Genomic DNA, 15,747 nt, shown 5'->3' with positions numbered 1-15,747 from the left:
ACCGGCGAAGCGGCCGGGAGCGTCGGGAACGCCGCGGCCGGCTTGGGCTTCCGCTCGTTTCGGGTTCCTCTCCACGCGTTCCTCGCTTCAGGCCGCCAGGCGTTCCAGGCCGCGGATCTCGCGGATGCCGAGGCCGGGCGCGTCGGTGATGCTGATCTCCGACTCGTCGAAGATCACGCCGCCGTCGACCGGGTTGTAGGCGCACAGGGAGGGACCGTCCAGGTCGACCTTGGTGATCACCCCGGCCTTGGCCACCGCCACGTGCACCGCCGCGGCGACGCTGATGCTGGTCTCGAGCATGCAGCCGATCATGCACTCCACGCCGTACAGCGAACAGATGTCCGCGATGCGGATGGCGTTGGAGATGCCGCCGGTCTTCATCAGCTTGATGTTGATGATGTCGGCCGCGCGCATGCGGATCAGGTCGATCACCTCGGTCGGGCCGAACACGCTTTCGTCGGCCATGATCGGCGTATGCACGCGCTCGGTGACGTACTTCATGCCGTCCAGATCCTGGGCCTTGACCGGCTGCTCGACGAGCTCCAGCCGCACGCCGGCGTCCTCGAGCATCCGGATCGCGTACACCGCCTGCTTGGCGGTCCAGCCCTGGTTGGCGTCCAGACGCAGCAGGGCGCGGCCCTCGACCGCGGCGTAGATCGCCTTGACCCGCTCGATGTCGACGCCGATGTCCTTGCCGACCTTGATCTTCAGCGACTCGAAGCCGCGCTCGACGGCGCGGATCGAGTCGGCCACCATCTTGTCGATGTAGTCGACGCTGATGGTGATGTCGGTGGTGATCACCGGGTCGCCGCCGCCGAGCATCTTGTACAGCGGCACGCCGTAGAGCTGGCCGAACAGGTCGTAGACCGCGATTTCGACCGCGGCCTTGGCGCTGGTGTTCTTCTCCAGCGCACCCTGGATCAGCCGGGTGATGCGGTCGAGGTTGGCCACGTCCTGGCCGATCAGGCGCGGGGCGATGAACTTGGCGATCGCCTCCACGATCGAGCCGTGGGTGTCGCCGGTGATCACCGCGGTGGCCGGCGCCTCGCCGTACCCGACGTGCCCGGTGTCGGTGTGCACCTCGACGACGATGTCCTCGACCGCCTCGACGGTGCGCAGCGCGGTCTTGAACGGCGTCTTCAGCGGGACGCGCAGCATGCCGAAGCGGATGTCCGTGATTTTCATAGGTCCTGTCGGGAAGCGGGGCGGGCCGGCGCGGCGTGCGCCGGAACGGCGGGAACGGCGGGCGAGCCGCGCAGGCGGCGGATCGCGGTGATGCGCTCGACCGTCGGGGTCTTGCCGTCGTACAGCAGCGGCAGCAGCGGCGTCACCGAGACCTGGTTGAGCGTCATCCGCACCGGCTTGCCGTCCGCGCCGCGGTAGGTGATGCCGGTGGTGTCGTGGATCACGTACGGTTCGCCGTCGACGTGGCCGATGACCATCATCACGTGGCCGGGGATGTAGATCAGGTCGCCGAGGCGCAGCCTGGCGACTTCGGCGCGGCGCCGCGCGGCGCCGTCGTTCTCGCCGAAGACCACGCCGTCCAGCACCGGGCTTACCGCCTGGTCGCGGGTGTTGCGCGGCAGCTCGACGCCGAGGCTGCGATACACCTCGGAAACGAAGCCGCTGCAGTCGCGGGCGTCGTAGGCGTGGCCCCAGCCGTAGCGCTCGCCGAGGAACTTGAACGCCTGGAAGATCAGATGGCGAGGAGTCGCGCTCAGGTAATCGGCCTGGGTGTCCTCGCGCCGCGGCAGCAGCGCCGGCGAGAAGCGCAGGCGGCCGTCCGCGTCGCGCACCGGCAGTTCGATCACGTGCGAGGCGTACGGATGCTGGCCGTGCACCGGCTTGTCGGGCGGCCAGTCGGCGAGCACCGGCACGCGCACGCCCATGTCCAGCTGCAACTGCGACACGCCCGGCTCCTCGGGGTCGAACACCGTGCGCACGGTGCCGCCGGTGACCACGCGGTAGGGCGACTTGCGCAGATAGCCGAACACCGCGTCGGCGCTGCCCTCGGCCACATGGCGCTTTTCGATCCAGGCGGCGTAGCGGGGGCTGAGCACGAACCACCACTCGCCGTCGGCGCTCTCGTGCACGATCGCCACCGGATCGCCGGGGAACAGCGCGCTCTCCTGGAAACGGTCGATGTCGCTGTCGCCGCGCGTGCTGAACGCGCGCAGATGGGTCGGGAACGTGCGCAGCGCGGCGCGGTGCACGACCAGGCCGTAGCGCAGCGGCTGGCGCTCGGGAATGGCGTCCAGGCGCGCGTTGGCGACGATCGCGTCCAAGGCCCGGGCCGGGATCGGTCGGCCCTCCGCGTCGTACAGCGGCCGCGTCGGCCGCTTCGACAGCCCGCCCACGCGCTCGGCCACGAGGGCCCGGTCCAGCGAGGGCGGCAGGCGCTCGATGTCGATCATGGCGGGGTCGCGTCGATGCAATTGCGCATTGTGCGCGGCGATGTCGGCGCGGCTGAACAGTTCGCGGTCCGGGTCGGGCACCTGGCCGATCCAGTACGCGGGGTCCAGTTGCGCCGGGCCGATCCCGATCACGCCGTGCGGCGGGATCGGCAGTGTCGGGGACGCGTCGCGCGCGACCGCGCAGGGGGCGGCCAGGCCGAGGGCGAGGGCGGCGGAAAGCAGGAGGCGCATGGCTGCGGGCGCTCCGGTAGGTGGACGCCGCCGCTGGCGGCGCGGCGGCAAGGCGGAAGGCGGCGGCCGGGCCGGCACCCGCAGCGGTTCGCCCGCGGTCGCGCGCCAACTTGTCCAGGCCGTCCGGGTCATCGGTGTCCCCAGGCCGCGCAGGTGGGGCGGCCGGTCCCGATTAGAATAAAAGCTTCGTCGATCTGAATAGTCAAGAATAAATTATTGACTGCCTGCTTCGACCATGTTACACAGCCGAGACAGTCACCCAAGGGCGAAGCGGCGACGTGGACAGCGGGGGCGGCGAGCGTGGCAGCATGGCAAGGCCCGGTCCGGCGCGACGCGCCGCCCGCTGGGCCGTGCTCACCTTGATGGTGCTTGGCCTGGCCGCGGCCGCCGAGCCCGGGCGCGGTGCCGCCCCGGCGCCGCCGGCCGAGCCTTCCGCGCTGGTCGACGCCGGCCGCTTCGCCGAGGCCGCGCGCGCGATCGACGCGGCGCTCGCGCGCGACGACCTGCCGCCGGCGCGCCGTCGCGCACTGGAATTCGAGCGCGAGCGCATGCGCCGCATCCGCCTGGACTTTCCGCTCAGCGAGCCGGCGGCCAAGGCCAAGCTGCGCGAACACATTCCCGACCTGCGCGAGGACGAGTTCCAGCGCTGGAAGGCGTCGCAACGGCTCGAGCACCTCGAGATCGACGGCACCCCGTACTACTTCGCGCGTTCGATCTCGAACCTGTTCCTGCTCAGCCCGGAGGCCGCGGCGCGCCGGGCCACGCCGCGGCGTTCGTCGGCCGGGCCCATGGAATCGCCGAACGCCCATCACCGCGAGGCGCTGGACCAGGCGCGCAGCGGCGACAGCAGCGTCGCGCCCCGCCGCGTGCGGGTGACGCAGACGCTCACCGTCGATGCCGACGCGGTGCCCGCAGGCGAGACGGTGCGCGCCTGGATCCCGTACCCCCTCGCGCTGCCCGGCCAGCAGGAGGACATCCGCCTGCTCGCCAGCGAGCCGGCGCAAGCGCAGGTGGCGCCGGAGCGCGCGCCGCAGCGCACCGTGTACTTCGAGCGCAGGGCGCAAGCGGGCAAGCCGACGCGCTTTTCGGTCAGCTACGAGCTCACCGTGTACGCGCGCCAGCATTTGCTCGATCCGGCCAAGGTGCGGCCGTTGAGCGCGCACGAACGCGCCGGGCTGGCCGAATACCTGGCCGAACGCCCGCCGCACATCGTCTTCAGCGACGCCGTGCGCCGCTTCTCGCGCGAGGTCGTGGGCGACGAAACCGATCCGTACCGCATCGCCCAGAAGCTGTTCGCCGCGGTGGACCGGTTCCCCTGGGCGGGCGCCCGCGAATACTCGACGCTGTCCAACATCAGCGACTACGTGCTGCGCACCGGCCACGGCGACTGCGGCCAGCAGACCCTGCTGCTGATCACGCTGCTGCGGCTCAACGGCATCCCCGCGCGCTGGCAGTCGGGCATGGTCTATTCCGACGGCGCCTACGACAACCTGCACGACTGGGGCCAGCTGTACCTGGCGCCCTACGGCTGGGTGCCGATGGACGTCACCACCGGCCGCTTCGCCGATGCCGGCGACCCGGGCCTGGAGTGGTTCTACCTGGGCGGCATCGACGCCTATCGCATCGCATTCAACGACGACTACGGCCGCGAGTTCGTGCCGCCGAAGCGTCATTTCCGATCGGAGACCGTGGATTCCCAGCGCGGCGAAGCGGAGTGGGACGGGGGGAACCTCTACTTCGACCAATGGGATTACGCGTTCGAGGCCGAGGTGCTGCCCGCCGGCGGCACGAGGTGACCGACCCATCAGACCAATCCAAAGCGGGGGAGAGAGGCGATGAAAGGCAGGACTTTACGCAGGGCGGCACTAGGCATCGCATTGGGCGCATGCATCGCATCGATGGCGCCGATGACTGCGACGGCGCAGGCCGTCAGCGGCGCCGTCGCGGGTAACGCCAATGCGGGCGACCAGATCGTCGTCACCAGCGTCGACACCGGGCTGTCGCGCACCACCACCGCGGACGCGAACGGCAACTACCGCATCGCACAGCTGCCGGTGGGCACCTATTCGCTGCAGGTGATCCGCAATGGCCAGCCCATCGGCCAGCCGGTGGAGGTGACGGTATCGCTGGGCAGCGCCACCACGGTGAACCTCGATGCGGGCGGCGCGGTGGACCTGGCCGCGGTGCGGGTGGTGGGGTCGCGCGTAGTGCCGCTCGTCGACGTGACCTCGACCGAATCGGCGATGACGCTCACCACCGAAGAGGTGGCGCGGCTGCCGGTTGACCGCGACCTGACCTCGGTGGCGCTGATCGCCCCGGGCGTCACCAAGGGCGACGCTTCCTTCGGCGGCATCTCCTTCGGCGGCTCCTCGGTGGCCGAGAACGCCTTCTACATCAACGGCCTGAACGTCACCGACTTCTACAACCGCAACGGCTTCTCCGAGGCGCCGTTCGCGTTCTACAAGGAATTCCAGGTCAAGACCGGCGGCTATTCGGTCGAGTTCGGCCGCACCACCGGCGGCGTGATCAACACGGTGGCGCGCTCCGGCACCAACCAGTTCGAGTACGGCGCCGAGCTCGCGTTCGAGCCGCGCGCCTGGCAGTCCTCGGCGAGGGACCGCTACTTCGACGGCGAGCGCTACCTGACCTTCGGCAAGGACGACTACTCGTCCACCACGTTGGACGTGTGGGCGTCGGGTCCCATCATCAAGGACCGGCTGTTCTTCTTCGCCCTGTACGAGGTCCGCGACTACCAGCCGACGAACACCGACGACGAAGGCGAACTGCTGACCAAGAACGACTCCAACGACGGGTTCTGGGGCGGCACCCTGGACTGGTACATCACCGACAACAACATCCTCAGCCTGATGGCGTTCTCCGACAAGAACGAGACCGTCGGCGACGTGTTCGGCTACGACTACGACAGCGACACGATCCTGGCCAAGCAGAACGAGGTCTACAGCGACACCGGCGGCGACAACTGGGCGGTCACCTGGACTTCGAACTTCACCCAGGACTTCTCGATGAAGCTGATGTACGGCGAGAACCAGCGGCAGGCGTTCACCCGCTCGCTGCTGGACCTGGAGTGCAACCGCGTGGTCGCGGTCAGCGCCATCCCGCGCCCACCGGGGGTGCAGCTCGGTTGCAGCACCAACTCGTCGGTGTTCTCGCGCGAGGACGTGCGTGAACAGGCGCGCGCCGATTTCGAGTGGTCGCTCGGCGACCACCTGCTGCGCTTCGGCGTGGACCATGAGACCAATACGTCCGACCACATCCAGTACTACGCCGGTCCGGGAGCGATCTACTACAACGTCTACGACGGCGCGCCGGGAAGCTCGATCCCCAACCCGCCCGGCGGCGTGGTCCCGCCGGGCTACAACGGTTACGTGCGCGCGCGCCGGTACGAGATCTTCGGCAATTTCGAGAGCACGAACTCGGCGTTCTACCTCGAGGACAACTGGAACATCACGCCGAACCTGCTGTTGAACATCGGCATCCGCAACGAGGCGTTCGACAACAAGGACGCCGAGGGCCGCACCTACATCAAGATGGACGACATGTGGGCGCCGCGCTTCGGTTTCTCCTGGGACATGAAGGGCGACGGCACCACCAAGATTTTCGGCAACGTCGGCCGCTATTACCTGCCGGTGGCGAACGTCATCAACATCAAGCAGGCCGGCGCTCTGCTGGACGAGCGCACCTACTACGCATTCGACGGTTGGGAGATACGCGAGCTGAATGGGGTGCAGTACGCGGTCCCGCGCCTGGGCCCGCAGATCGGCGGCGTCGACACGTCGCAGGGCGACGGCACCGTCGGCGACCTGCGCTCGGAGGTGGACCGCGACATGGACCCGGTCTACCAGGACGAGGCGATCCTCGGCTTCCAGCAGATGATCAACGACACCTGGTCCTGGGGCGTGCGCGGCATCTACCGCAGGCTGCACGACGCCATCGACGACATGGAGATCTCCGCCACGCCGCAATGCGGTGGCGACGGCTATGTCGGCTGGGTGATGGCCAACCCGGGCAAGCCGGTCACGGTGTGGGGCGACAGCAACTGCGACGGCCAGGCGGACGGCTGGATCACCATCGATACCTCCAAGGAAGGCTGGGCGATGTACGACGCCGCGGGCAACTACCTGGGCCAGCGCGGCTGGGTCGAGCCCAAGCGCACCTACAAGGCCGTCGAGCTGCAGCTCGACCGCGCCTGGGACGACAAGTGGTCGTTCAACGCGTCCTACACCTGGTCCAAGAGCGAGGGCAACGCCGAGGGGCCAGTCAACTCCGACACCAACTTCTCCGACACCGGCCGCACCGAGAACTTCGACGATCCGTGGGTGAACCTCGGTGGCTACGGCCCGCTCGCGAACGACCGCGAGCACCAGCTCAAGCTGCGCGGCACCTACGCCTTCAACGACCATTGGCAGGTGGCGGCGACGCTGGACGTGCAGTCGGGCGGCCCGATCACCGGCTTCGGCGCCGGCAACCCCTACGACGCCAAGAAATACCACAGCTACTTCGTCTGCGTGTCGAACTGCATGCAGTACGACGAGGACACCGGGATCGATCCCGACGGCCCGGACGTGTACGAGCACTCGCGCCGTGGCGGCCGGGGCCGCATGCCGTGGACCTACGATCTCGGCGCCAGCCTGACCTATCTCAACTCGTTCGGCGGCGCCGACCTCAAGGTCAAGTTCGCGGTGTACAACCTGCTCAACCAGCAGCGCACCGTGCGGGTGGACCAGGAACTGCAGCCGAGCGTCGGCATGGACGGCGGGCAGCCGGAGTACAACGAGTTCTTCGGCGTGGGCTACGGCTTCCAGGCGCCGCGTTACGCGCAATTGGTTGTCACGGTGAACTTCTGACGACCCCCCGAGGGGCAGCCCGCCGTCCGCGGGCTGCCCTCTTTTTTTCGTGGAGACCCCATGCTGACCACCGACCAACGCCGGCGCGGGGGCGGGCGTTCGCGGGAAGCGGGCGCCGGCTGCGTCGGTCCGGCGACGCTCGACGACGTCGACCTGCGCCTTCTCGCCGAGCACTTCCCGACGCCGTTCTACGCCTATTCCGCCACCGCGATCCGCGGGCGCGTGGCCGCGCTGCGCGAGGCGCTGGCCGGGTTGGATGCGCGCATCTGCTTCGCGGTCAAAGCCAATCCGAACCTCGGCGTGCTGAACCTGATGGCGGAGCTCGGGGTGGGCGCGGACATCGTCTCGGCCGGCGAACTGCGGCGCAGCCTGCATGCGGGCATCCCGCCGGAGCGGGTGGTGTTCTCGGGCGTGGGCAAGACCGAGGAAGAGATCGCGCTGGCGCTGGCCGCGGGCATCTGGAAATTCAATGTCGAGTCCGCCGACGAGCTGCGCCTGCTGCAACGCGTGGCCGAGGGGCAGGGCGCGATCGCGCGCGCGGCGGTGCGGGTCAATCCCGACGTGGACGCCGGCACGCACGAGAAGATCTCCACCGGCAAGGCCGAGAACAAGTTCGGGGTGAGCGTGGAGGAGGCGCGCAGCTGGTTCGCCGAGGCGAGCGCATACCCGAACGTGCGCCTGGACGGGCTGCACGCGCACATCGGCTCGCAAATCCTCGACGTGGTGCCGTTCCGGCGCGCGCTGGGCCGGGTCGCGGAGTTCTGGCGCGAGCTGGCCGCGGCCGGGCACGCCTTGGACAGCATCGACGTCGGCGGCGGCCTGGGCGTGCGCTATCGCGCCGACGCGGACCGGCCGGTCGCGGTCGGCGAATACGCAGGCGCGATCCGCACCGCATTGGCCGACTTTCCCGGTCGCATCGTGCTCGAGCCGGGCCGCTGGCTGGTCGCCGAGGCCGGGGTGCTGGTCACGCGCGCGATCCGGATCAAGCCCGGCGTGCAGCGCGACTTCCTGGTGCTCGACGCGGCGATGAACGACCTGCTGCGCCCGGCGCTGTACGAGGCCTGGCACGACATCGTGCCGCTGCACGCGCAGGCGCGTCCGCCGCAGCGCTACGACGTGGTCGGGCCGGTGTGCGAGACCGGCGACACCTTCGCCCGCGACCGCCTGCTGCCGCGTTGCGAACCGGGCGACCTGTTGCTGATCGCCGGCGCCGGGGCGTACGGTGCGTCGATGGGGTCGACCTACAACTCCCGCCCGCTGCCGGCCGAAGTGCTGCTCGACCGCGGCCGCTACGCGCTCGTGCGCCGCCGGCAGACGTTCGAGGAGATGGTCGCGACCGAGCAGTTGGCCCAGGATTGGCAACGGCCATGAACTTCCCATTCCACTTGCCTGCCGTCGTTGCGGCGGAAGCCGACGACGGTTTTGCACCCGGGGATCCGCCCGGACGAGCGCGGATGGAGGCGAAAGCGCGAGGGATATCCCTCGGCCGCGCATGGGCGGCGGCCGCGGGGCTCCGCATCCGGGTCCTGTGCGTCGCGCGCGGCCTGATCCGTGGCCATTCGCGCAAGTCCGCGGCGCAAAAGCACGCCGCGGCGCACGCCGAGGTGCGCCGTGGCCTGCTGTTGGCAGCGTTGCTGCCGCTGTCGGCCTGGGCGGCGGTTCCGACCTCCAATCCGCATCCCGATCCGGAAATCGACGCCGCATTCGACGCGGTGATGGCGCGCTATCGCCTGCCGGGGCTGGCCGTCGGCGTGATCGAGCAGGGACGGGTGACCTATGCGCGCACCGCCGGCGAACGCGTCGCGGGTGAAGGCGCGGCCATCGACCGGCAGACGCTGTTCAAGGTCGCCTCCAACACCAAGGCGATGACCGCAGCGGTGCTGGCGCGGCTGGTCGATGCCGGCAAGCTGCGCTGGGACGACCCGGTGACCCGGCACCTGCCGCAGTTCCGCATGCACGATCCCTGGGTGACGCGGAACATGCAGGTGCGCGACCTGCTGATCCACAACAGCGGCCTGCGCGCCGGCGCCGGCGACCTGATGCTGTGGCCGGAGCCGAATGCGTTCGCGCGCGCGGACGTGATCCGCGGCCTCGCCCACCTGGTGCCGCAGTACAGCTTCCGCTCGCGCTACGACTACGACAACCTGCTGTACATCGTCGCCGGCGAAGTCGCCGCCGCGGCCGGCGGGGCGCCGTACGAGGACCTGGTGCGGCGCGAAGTGTTCGAGCCGCTCGGCATGGAGCACTGCCGGGTCGGCGCCTGGCGCCGCGCCGAGACCCCGAACCTGGCCCAGCCGCACATGCGCCGGGGCGAGCGCAACGTGCCGGTGCGCGAGGACGGCGAGACCGTGCCGGCCACCACCATGGCCGCGGCGGGCGGGGTGCGCTGCAGCCTGGACGACATGCTGGCCTGGGTGCGGGCCTGGGTGCGGCCGCAGAGCGCGCCCGGCTGGCTCTCCGACGAGCAGCGCCGCGCGATGACCACCGCGCAGATGCCGATGCCGCTGAGCGAGCGCATGCGCGAGTGGGACGGCAGCCGCTTCTCCGCCTACGGCTACGGCTGGCGCCTGGCCGACGTCGACGGCACCTACAAGGTCTCGCACACGGGCACGCTGATGGGCATGTACTCGGCGGTGACCTGGCTGCCGGATCTGGACGTCGGCTTCGTGATCCTCAGCAACGGCGAGGCCAGCGACGCCCGCACGGTGCTGAGCCAGGTGCTGGTCAAGCGCTTCACCCGGCCGCAGGCCAAGCTCGACGTGGCGCACTACGCCGCGCTGCTCGAGCGCGAGCGCGCGCAGCGGCCGGCAGCCTCGCGCGCGCCGGACACGTCCTCGCGCCGGCCGCTGCCGGCGGCGGGCTTCGGCCAGGCCGGCGTCTATCGCGATCCCTGGTTCGGCGAGGCGTCGATCTGCCCGGACGGCGGCGGCGTACGCTTCCGCGCGCACAAGTCGCCGCTGCTGGACGGCAGGCTGATGCGCGTCGGCGAGCGCCTGCTGGTGGACTGGGCCGACCCGAGCGTCGACGCCGAGGCCTGGCTGGATTTCGCGCCGGCGTCCGCGCAGGGCAAGATCGCCCTGACCATGGCCAAGGTCGACCCCGATGCCGATTTCAGCTACGACTACGAGGACCTGCGCTTCGAGCGCGTGCGCGGCTGCGATTGAGCGCGGCCGTGCCGGCGCGGCGCTGGCGCTGCTGGCGCTGACGGCCGCGTGCGCGTCGACGAGCAAGCCGGGCGAAGCGCCCGCGATCTCGCCCGCGGCCGATCCGCAGGCCGCCGGCATGGTCGATATCCGCAGCCTGGTGCCGGACATCGACCTCGACATCCGCTATGCCGGGCACCGCAACTTCGTCGGCGCGCCGGTCGACGGCTACGAGGCGCCGCGCTGCTATCTGCTGCGCCCGGCCGCGCAGGCCCTGCAGCGCGTGGAGGCGGCGCTGCGCCGCGAAGGCCTGCGCCTGCGCCTCTTCGACTGCTATCGCCCGGCGCGCGCGGTACGGCATTTCGTGCGCTGGGCCGGCGACCCGCTCGACCGGCGCACCCAGGCCGAGTACTACCCGAACCTGGACAAATCGCAGCTGCTGGGCGCCTACATCTCGCCGACCTCCGGCCACAGCCGCGGCGCGACCGTCGATCTCACGCTGTTGCGCTGCGCGGCCGACGGCAGCGGATGCGCCGAACTGGACATGGGCACCGGCTTCGACTTCTTCGACCCGAGGGCCAACACCGACTCGCCCGCCATCGCCGCCGGGCAGCGCGCGCACCGGCAGCGGTTGCGCGCGGCGATGGAGCGGGAAGGCTTCGCGAACTACCCGATGGAGTGGTGGCACTACACGCTCAGGCCGGAGCCGTCGCCGGGGACGGCCTACGACTTCCCGCTGCGTTGACGGTTTCGATCCGAGCCGCGACCCCGCGGCAAAAGCGCCGGATTGGCGCGGACGGCGCGGGCGCGGGCCCGAGGCTACTCGCGCGCGCCGATCGCGAGCGCGGCGATCCGCTTCGCCAGCGCGTACGGTTCCGGGTCGTCGCGGTTGGTCAGCACGGCCACGGTGAGCCGGCGCTGCGGATAGCGCACCAGCACGTTGCGGAAGCCGATGGTCTCGCCCGAGTGCCAGACCGTCTCGCCGGTGATGCGCCAGCCGAAGCCGTAGGCGACCTCGGGGTCGTCGGTCGGCGTGGCCGGGGCGAAGGCCTGTTCGAGCAGCGCGCGCGGCAGCAGGCGTTCGTCGTAGAGCGCCGCATCCCAGCGCGCCAGGTCGTCGATCGAGGCGTAGATGCCGCCGTCGCCGAGCGCCGCGCTGGTCGGGCTCTGGTCGGTGCGCACCCAGCGGCCGCCGCGCTCGCTGTAGCCGTAGGCGCGGTGCGGCACGTCCGAGATGCCGGCTTCGTAGGCGACCGCGTTCATGCCGAGCGGGACGAAGATGCGCTCGCGCAGGAAGTCGGCGTAGCGCCGGCCCGAGGCGCGCTCGACGATCAGCGCCAGCAGCGCGTAGCCGCTGTTGCTGTAGCGGTAGGCGCTGCCGGGCGGGAAATAGGTGCGGTCCTCGGCCTGGAGCAGGCGCAGCACGTCGGCGTCGCGCACCTGGCGCGCGTCGGCCGGGTCCATCAGGTCTTCGTAGTCGAGCAGGCCGGAGGTGTGGGTGAGCAGGTGGCGCAGGGTGATCGCGTCGGCCGCCGGCGGCAGCGCAGGCAACCAGCGCCGCGCCGGTTGGTCCAGCCCGAGCTTGCCCTCGGCGACCAGCAGCAGCACCGCCGCGGCGGTGAACTGCTTGCTGACCGAGGCCAGGCGGAAATGGGTCTGCGGCGTCACCGGCGTGCCGGCCTCGAGCTCGGCCAGGCCGTAGCCGCGGCGCACCAGCGCCCGGCCGTCGCGCAGCACCAGTACCGCCGCGCCCGGGACTTCGCCCGTGTAGTCGCGCATCAGCGCATCGATGGAATCGCTCACGTGTCCCCCGTCCGTGGCGCAGCCGCACAGCGACAGGAACAGTCCGAGGAGAAGGGCGGCGCGCATGCGCCGATGGTAACCCGCGCGGCGCTCCCTTCCATCGGCAATGTGCGGGATCGAACCAATCTCCTGATGGACGCGCCCGTGTCCACGCGGATGCGGGGGCGACTTCGAATCAGGAGAGGGTCAAAGGCACGGGATTCCCGCGTTCGCGGGGGGCGGCGGCAGCCATCGTCGAGGCCGTCCTAGGGCGCGGCCCTGCGGCGCAGGCGGTACACCACGGTCTCGAGCGCGGTCACGCCTTCGTCCCGGAAACCCGGTTGCTGGGCGAGGATGTCGCGCCGCTCCAGCGTCTCCACGTCCCAGTCCCCGGCGTAGCGCGCGCGCACCTCGCCCTCGGGCACGCTGAAAGGCGGGCCGTCCTTCTCGTGCTGCGGGTATTCGAGCGTGATCAGCAGGCCCTGGCAGCGGGGCGGCAGGCGGCGGTAGAGCTCGTGCGCGTAGCGCTGGCGCAGCGGCGGTGGCAGCGCGATCAGCGCGGCGCGGTCGAACACCGCCGCGCACTCGGCGAGCGCGGCTTCGTCCAGCCCGAACGCGTCGCCGTGGATCAGCTCGATCGCGCCGGCGCGATAGTGCGTGCCGTAGCGCGACTCCCGGGTTTCCGGCTGCAGCCCGCGCTCGGCGAAGAATTGCTCCACCGCCAGCCGGGACAGTTCCACGCCGAGCACGCGCAGCCCCTGCGCGGCGAACCAGGCCATGTCCAGGCTCTTGCCGGCCAGGGGCACGAAGACCCGGCTGCCCGGCGCGACGCCGAGCGCCGGCCAATGCTTGAGCAGCAGCGGCGTCGGCCGGTCCTGGTGGAAGCCGATGCGGCCTTCGCGCCAGCGCTGGTGCCAGAAGTCGGGGTTCATCGGCTGGGGCGCCTGCGGCGGCGTTACTCGACCGCCAGCCCGTCGACCTTCTGCCAGCCGCGCGGCAGCAGGCCGCCGCGGGTGGCGCGCGCGCCGAGGTAGGCGTCCAGGTCCTTCCACGACAGGGTCATGCTGCGCGCCCCGGACTTGACGATCAGGTTGCCGCCCGGCGGCACCGCCGCCACGGCGACCACGCGCTCGGTGCCGAGCTTGGCCTTGGGGATGTCGATCAGCTTGTTGCCCTTGCCCTTGTCCAGCTCGGGCAGTTCGCCCGCCGGGAACGCGAGCAGGTGGCCGGCGCTGGTCGCCGCGACCACGCGGTCCTGGCCGGGATCGGTCACCGCCGCCGGCTGCAGCACCTTCGCGCCCGGCGTCAGCGACAGCATCGACTTGCCGGCCTTGTTGCGGCCGGTGAGGTTCCCGAAGCGGGTGACGAAGCCGTAGCCGTGGCTGCTGGCGAGGACGAAGCGGGCATCGTCCTCGCCGCTGGCCAGCGCCTGGAACGACGCGCCCGGCGGCGGCGAGAAGCGCCCGGTCAGCGGTTCGCCGTTGCCGCGCGCCGAGGGCAGCGAATGCACCAGGGTCGAGTACGCGCGCCCGGTCGAGTCGAGGAACGCCACCTGCAGCGTGCTGCGGCTGCGCACCGCGGCGAGCAACGCATCGCCCTCGCGGTAGCTGAGCGATGCGGCGTCGACGTCGTGGCCCTTGGCCGCGCGCACCCAGCCCTTCTCGCTGAGCACCACGGTCATCGGCTCGCTGGCGACCAGTTCGGTTTCCGACAGCGCCTGCGCGGCGCTGCGCGCCACCAGCGGCGACATGCGCGCGTCGCCGAACTTCTTGGCGTCGGCCAGCAGCTCCTCCTTGACCAGCTTCTTCAGCTTGGCCTTGCTGCCCAGCGTGGCCTCGATGCGCTCGCGCTCGGCCTGCAGGTCGGCCTGCTCGCCGCGGATCTTCATCTCCTCCAGCCGGGCCAGCTGGCGCAGCCTGGTCTCGAGGATGTAGTCGGCCTGTTCCTCGGTCAGCCCGAAGCGGGCCATCAGCACCGGCCTGGGCTCGTCCTCGGTGCGGATGATGCGGATCACCTCGTCGAGGTTGAGGAAGGCGACCAGCAGGCCTTCCAGCAGGTGCAGGCGGCGCTCGACCTTCTCCTGGCGATGCTTGAGCCGGCGCACCACGGTGTCGGTGCGGAAGGTCAGCCACTCCTCCAGCAGGGTGCGCAGGTTCTTGACCGCCGGCTTGCCGTCCAGGCCGATGACGTTGAGGTTGACCCGGTAGCTCTTCTCCAGGTCGGTGGTGGCGAACAGGTGGCCCATCAGCTGCTCGGCGTCCACGCGGTTGGAGCGCGGCACCAGCACCACCCGCACCGGGTTGGCGTGGTCGGACTCGTCGCGGATGTCCTCCAGCCACGGCAGCTTCTTGGCGCGCATCTGCGCGGCGATCTGTTCGATCACCTTGGACGGGGAGACCTGGTAGGGCAGGGCGGTGACGACGAAGTTGCCGTTCTCCTTCTGCCAGGTGGCGCGGGCGCGGACGCTGCCGCTGCCGCTCTCGTACATGGCGCGCAGCTCGGCCGGCGGGGTGATGATCTCCGCCTCGGTCGGGTAGTCCGGGCCGAGCACGTGCTCGCACAGGTCGCGGGTGGTCGCGTCCGGGTCGTCGAGCAGGCGCACGCAGGCGCTGACCACCTCGTTGAGGTTGTGCGGCGGGATGTCCGTGGCCATGCCCACGGCGATGCCGGTGGTGCCGTTGAGCAGCAGGTGCGGCAGCCGCGCCGGCAGCCAGGTCGGCTCCTCCAGGGTGCCGTCGAAGTTCGGCGTCCAGTCCACCGTGCCCTGGCCGAGCTCGCCCAGCAGCACCTCGGCGATCGGCGTCAGCTTGGCCTCGGTGTAGCGCATCGCCGCGAACGACTTGGGATCGTCCGGCGAGCCGAAGTTGCCCTGGCCCTCGATCAGCGGGTAGCGGTACGAGAACGGCTGCGCCATCAGCACCAGCGCCTCGTAGCAGGCGCTGTCGCCGTGCGGGTGGTACTTGCCGATCACGTCGCCGACGGTGCGCGCGGACTTCTTCGGCTTGGCCGTCGCGTTCAGCCCCAGCTCGCTCATGGCGTAGACGATGCGCCGCTGCACCGGCTTGAGGCCGTCGCCGAGGAACGGCAACGCGCGGTCCAGCACCACGTACATCGAATAGTCGAGATAGGCGCGCTCGGCGTATTCGCGCAGCGGGATCTGTTCGAAGCCGTGGAAGACCGGACGGACGGTGTCGTTCATGCGATGGGGGAGAAAAAAGCGTGCGGGGATTCTAGCCGCAGGGGCCCTGCGGCGCGGCCGGGGGGCGGCGCGTCGAAGGCGCGGCGGCGAGGGGAGCAGCCGGCACGGCGTGC

10 protein-coding genes are annotated in these 15,747 nt (G+C 70.6%); 5 read left to right on the top strand and 5 right to left on the bottom strand.

The annotated features are described in order from the left end of the window. Positions 1–87: 87 nt before the first annotated feature. Both EDC50_RS11545 and EDC50_RS11540 read right to left on the bottom strand, forming a co-directional pair. The gene (locus EDC50_RS11545) at positions 88–1,185 is read right to left on the bottom strand and encodes a dipeptide epimerase (RefSeq protein ID WP_123770634.1); all 1,098 of its coding nucleotides are present in this window, start codon (positions 1,183–1,185) and stop codon (positions 88–90) included. Further along, on the bottom strand, positions 1,182–2,645 hold the full coding sequence (locus tag EDC50_RS11540) for a C40 family peptidase (RefSeq protein WP_123770633.1): 1,464 nt from the start codon (positions 2,643–2,645) through the stop codon (positions 1,182–1,184). Before EDC50_RS11540 ends, EDC50_RS11545 begins: the two co-directional genes overlap by 4 nt. Before the next feature lie 362 nt (positions 2,646–3,007). On the opposite strand from EDC50_RS11540, the gene EDC50_RS11535 reads away from it, so the two are divergent. The 5 genes from EDC50_RS11535 (at position 3,008) to EDC50_RS11515 (ending at position 11,398) form a co-directional block, all read left to right on the top strand. Further along, positions 3,008–4,441: a transglutaminase-like domain-containing protein gene (locus EDC50_RS11535; protein ID WP_199742114.1), complete on the top strand. Its 1,434-nt coding sequence runs from the start codon at positions 3,008–3,010 to the stop codon at positions 4,439–4,441. 39 nt (positions 4,442–4,480) lie between these two features. Beyond that, positions 4,481–7,510 (top strand): TonB-dependent receptor, encoded by a 3,030-nt coding sequence (locus tag EDC50_RS11530; protein WP_123770631.1) that lies wholly within the window; start codon positions 4,481–4,483, stop codon positions 7,508–7,510. Between the two features lie 60 nt (positions 7,511–7,570). Continuing rightward, positions 7,571–8,881, top strand: coding sequence for a diaminopimelate decarboxylase (gene lysA / locus EDC50_RS11525; RefSeq protein ID WP_123770630.1), 1,311 nt, complete (start codon positions 7,571–7,573; stop codon positions 8,879–8,881). Between the two features lie 233 nt (positions 8,882–9,114). Next, positions 9,115–10,674, top strand: coding sequence for a serine hydrolase (locus EDC50_RS11520; protein WP_242003060.1), 1,560 nt, complete (start codon positions 9,115–9,117; stop codon positions 10,672–10,674). Between the two features lie 118 nt (positions 10,675–10,792). After that, on the top strand, positions 10,793–11,398 hold the full coding sequence (locus EDC50_RS11515) for a M15 family metallopeptidase (protein WP_425477921.1): 606 nt from the start codon (positions 10,793–10,795) through the stop codon (positions 11,396–11,398). Positions 11,399–11,472: 74 nt separating this feature from the next. Here the strand turns inward: EDC50_RS11515 and EDC50_RS11510 are convergent, their stop codons facing one another. The 3 genes from EDC50_RS11510 to parC all read right to left on the bottom strand — a co-directional run bounded on the left by EDC50_RS11510 (position 11,473) and on the right by parC (position 15,634). Beyond that, positions 11,473–12,522, bottom strand: coding sequence for a serine hydrolase domain-containing protein (locus tag EDC50_RS11510; RefSeq protein WP_123770627.1), 1,050 nt, complete (start codon positions 12,520–12,522; stop codon positions 11,473–11,475). Between the two features lie 179 nt (positions 12,523–12,701). Beyond that, the gene (locus EDC50_RS11505) at positions 12,702–13,367 is read right to left on the bottom strand and encodes a thiopurine S-methyltransferase (protein WP_123770626.1); all 666 of its coding nucleotides are present in this window, start codon (positions 13,365–13,367) and stop codon (positions 12,702–12,704) included. A 23-nt stretch (positions 13,368–13,390) separates the two neighbouring features. Next, on the bottom strand, positions 13,391–15,634 hold the full coding sequence (parC, locus tag EDC50_RS11500; protein ID WP_123770625.1) for a DNA topoisomerase IV subunit A: 2,244 nt from the start codon (positions 15,632–15,634) through the stop codon (positions 13,391–13,393). Positions 15,635–15,747 lie beyond the last annotated feature (113 nt).

Source organism: Vulcaniibacterium tengchongense (assembly GCF_003814555.1).
Classification (GTDB): domain Bacteria; phylum Pseudomonadota; class Gammaproteobacteria; order Xanthomonadales; family Xanthomonadaceae; genus Vulcaniibacterium; species Vulcaniibacterium tengchongense.
This window is presented reverse-complemented; position numbering and strand designations above follow the sequence as displayed.

Excerpts from the sequence above, each read along its gene's own strand:
- EDC50_RS11505 (WP_123770626.1), bottom strand. The coding sequence starts at position 13,367 with ATGAACCCCGACTTCTGGCACCAGCGCTGGCGCGAAGGCCGCATCGGC.
- EDC50_RS11510 (WP_123770627.1), bottom strand. The coding sequence starts at position 12,522 with ATGCGCGCCGCCCTTCTCCTCGGACTGTTCCTGTCGCTGTGCGGCTGC.
- parC (WP_123770625.1), bottom strand. The coding sequence starts at position 15,634 with ATGAACGACACCGTCCGTCCGGTCTTCCACGGCTTCGAACAGATCCCG.
- EDC50_RS11515 (WP_425477921.1), top strand. The coding sequence starts at position 10,793 with ATGGTCGATATCCGCAGCCTGGTGCCGGACATCGACCTCGACATCCGC.
- lysA (WP_123770630.1), top strand. The coding sequence starts at position 7,571 with ATGCTGACCACCGACCAACGCCGGCGCGGGGGCGGGCGTTCGCGGGAA.
- EDC50_RS11530 (WP_123770631.1), top strand. The coding sequence starts at position 4,481 with ATGAAAGGCAGGACTTTACGCAGGGCGGCACTAGGCATCGCATTGGGC.
- EDC50_RS11545 (WP_123770634.1), bottom strand. The coding sequence starts at position 1,185 with ATGAAAATCACGGACATCCGCTTCGGCATGCTGCGCGTCCCGCTGAAG.
- EDC50_RS11535 (WP_199742114.1), top strand. The coding sequence starts at position 3,008 with ATGGTGCTTGGCCTGGCCGCGGCCGCCGAGCCCGGGCGCGGTGCCGCC.
- EDC50_RS11540 (WP_123770633.1), bottom strand. The coding sequence starts at position 2,645 with ATGCGCCTCCTGCTTTCCGCCGCCCTCGCCCTCGGCCTGGCCGCCCCC.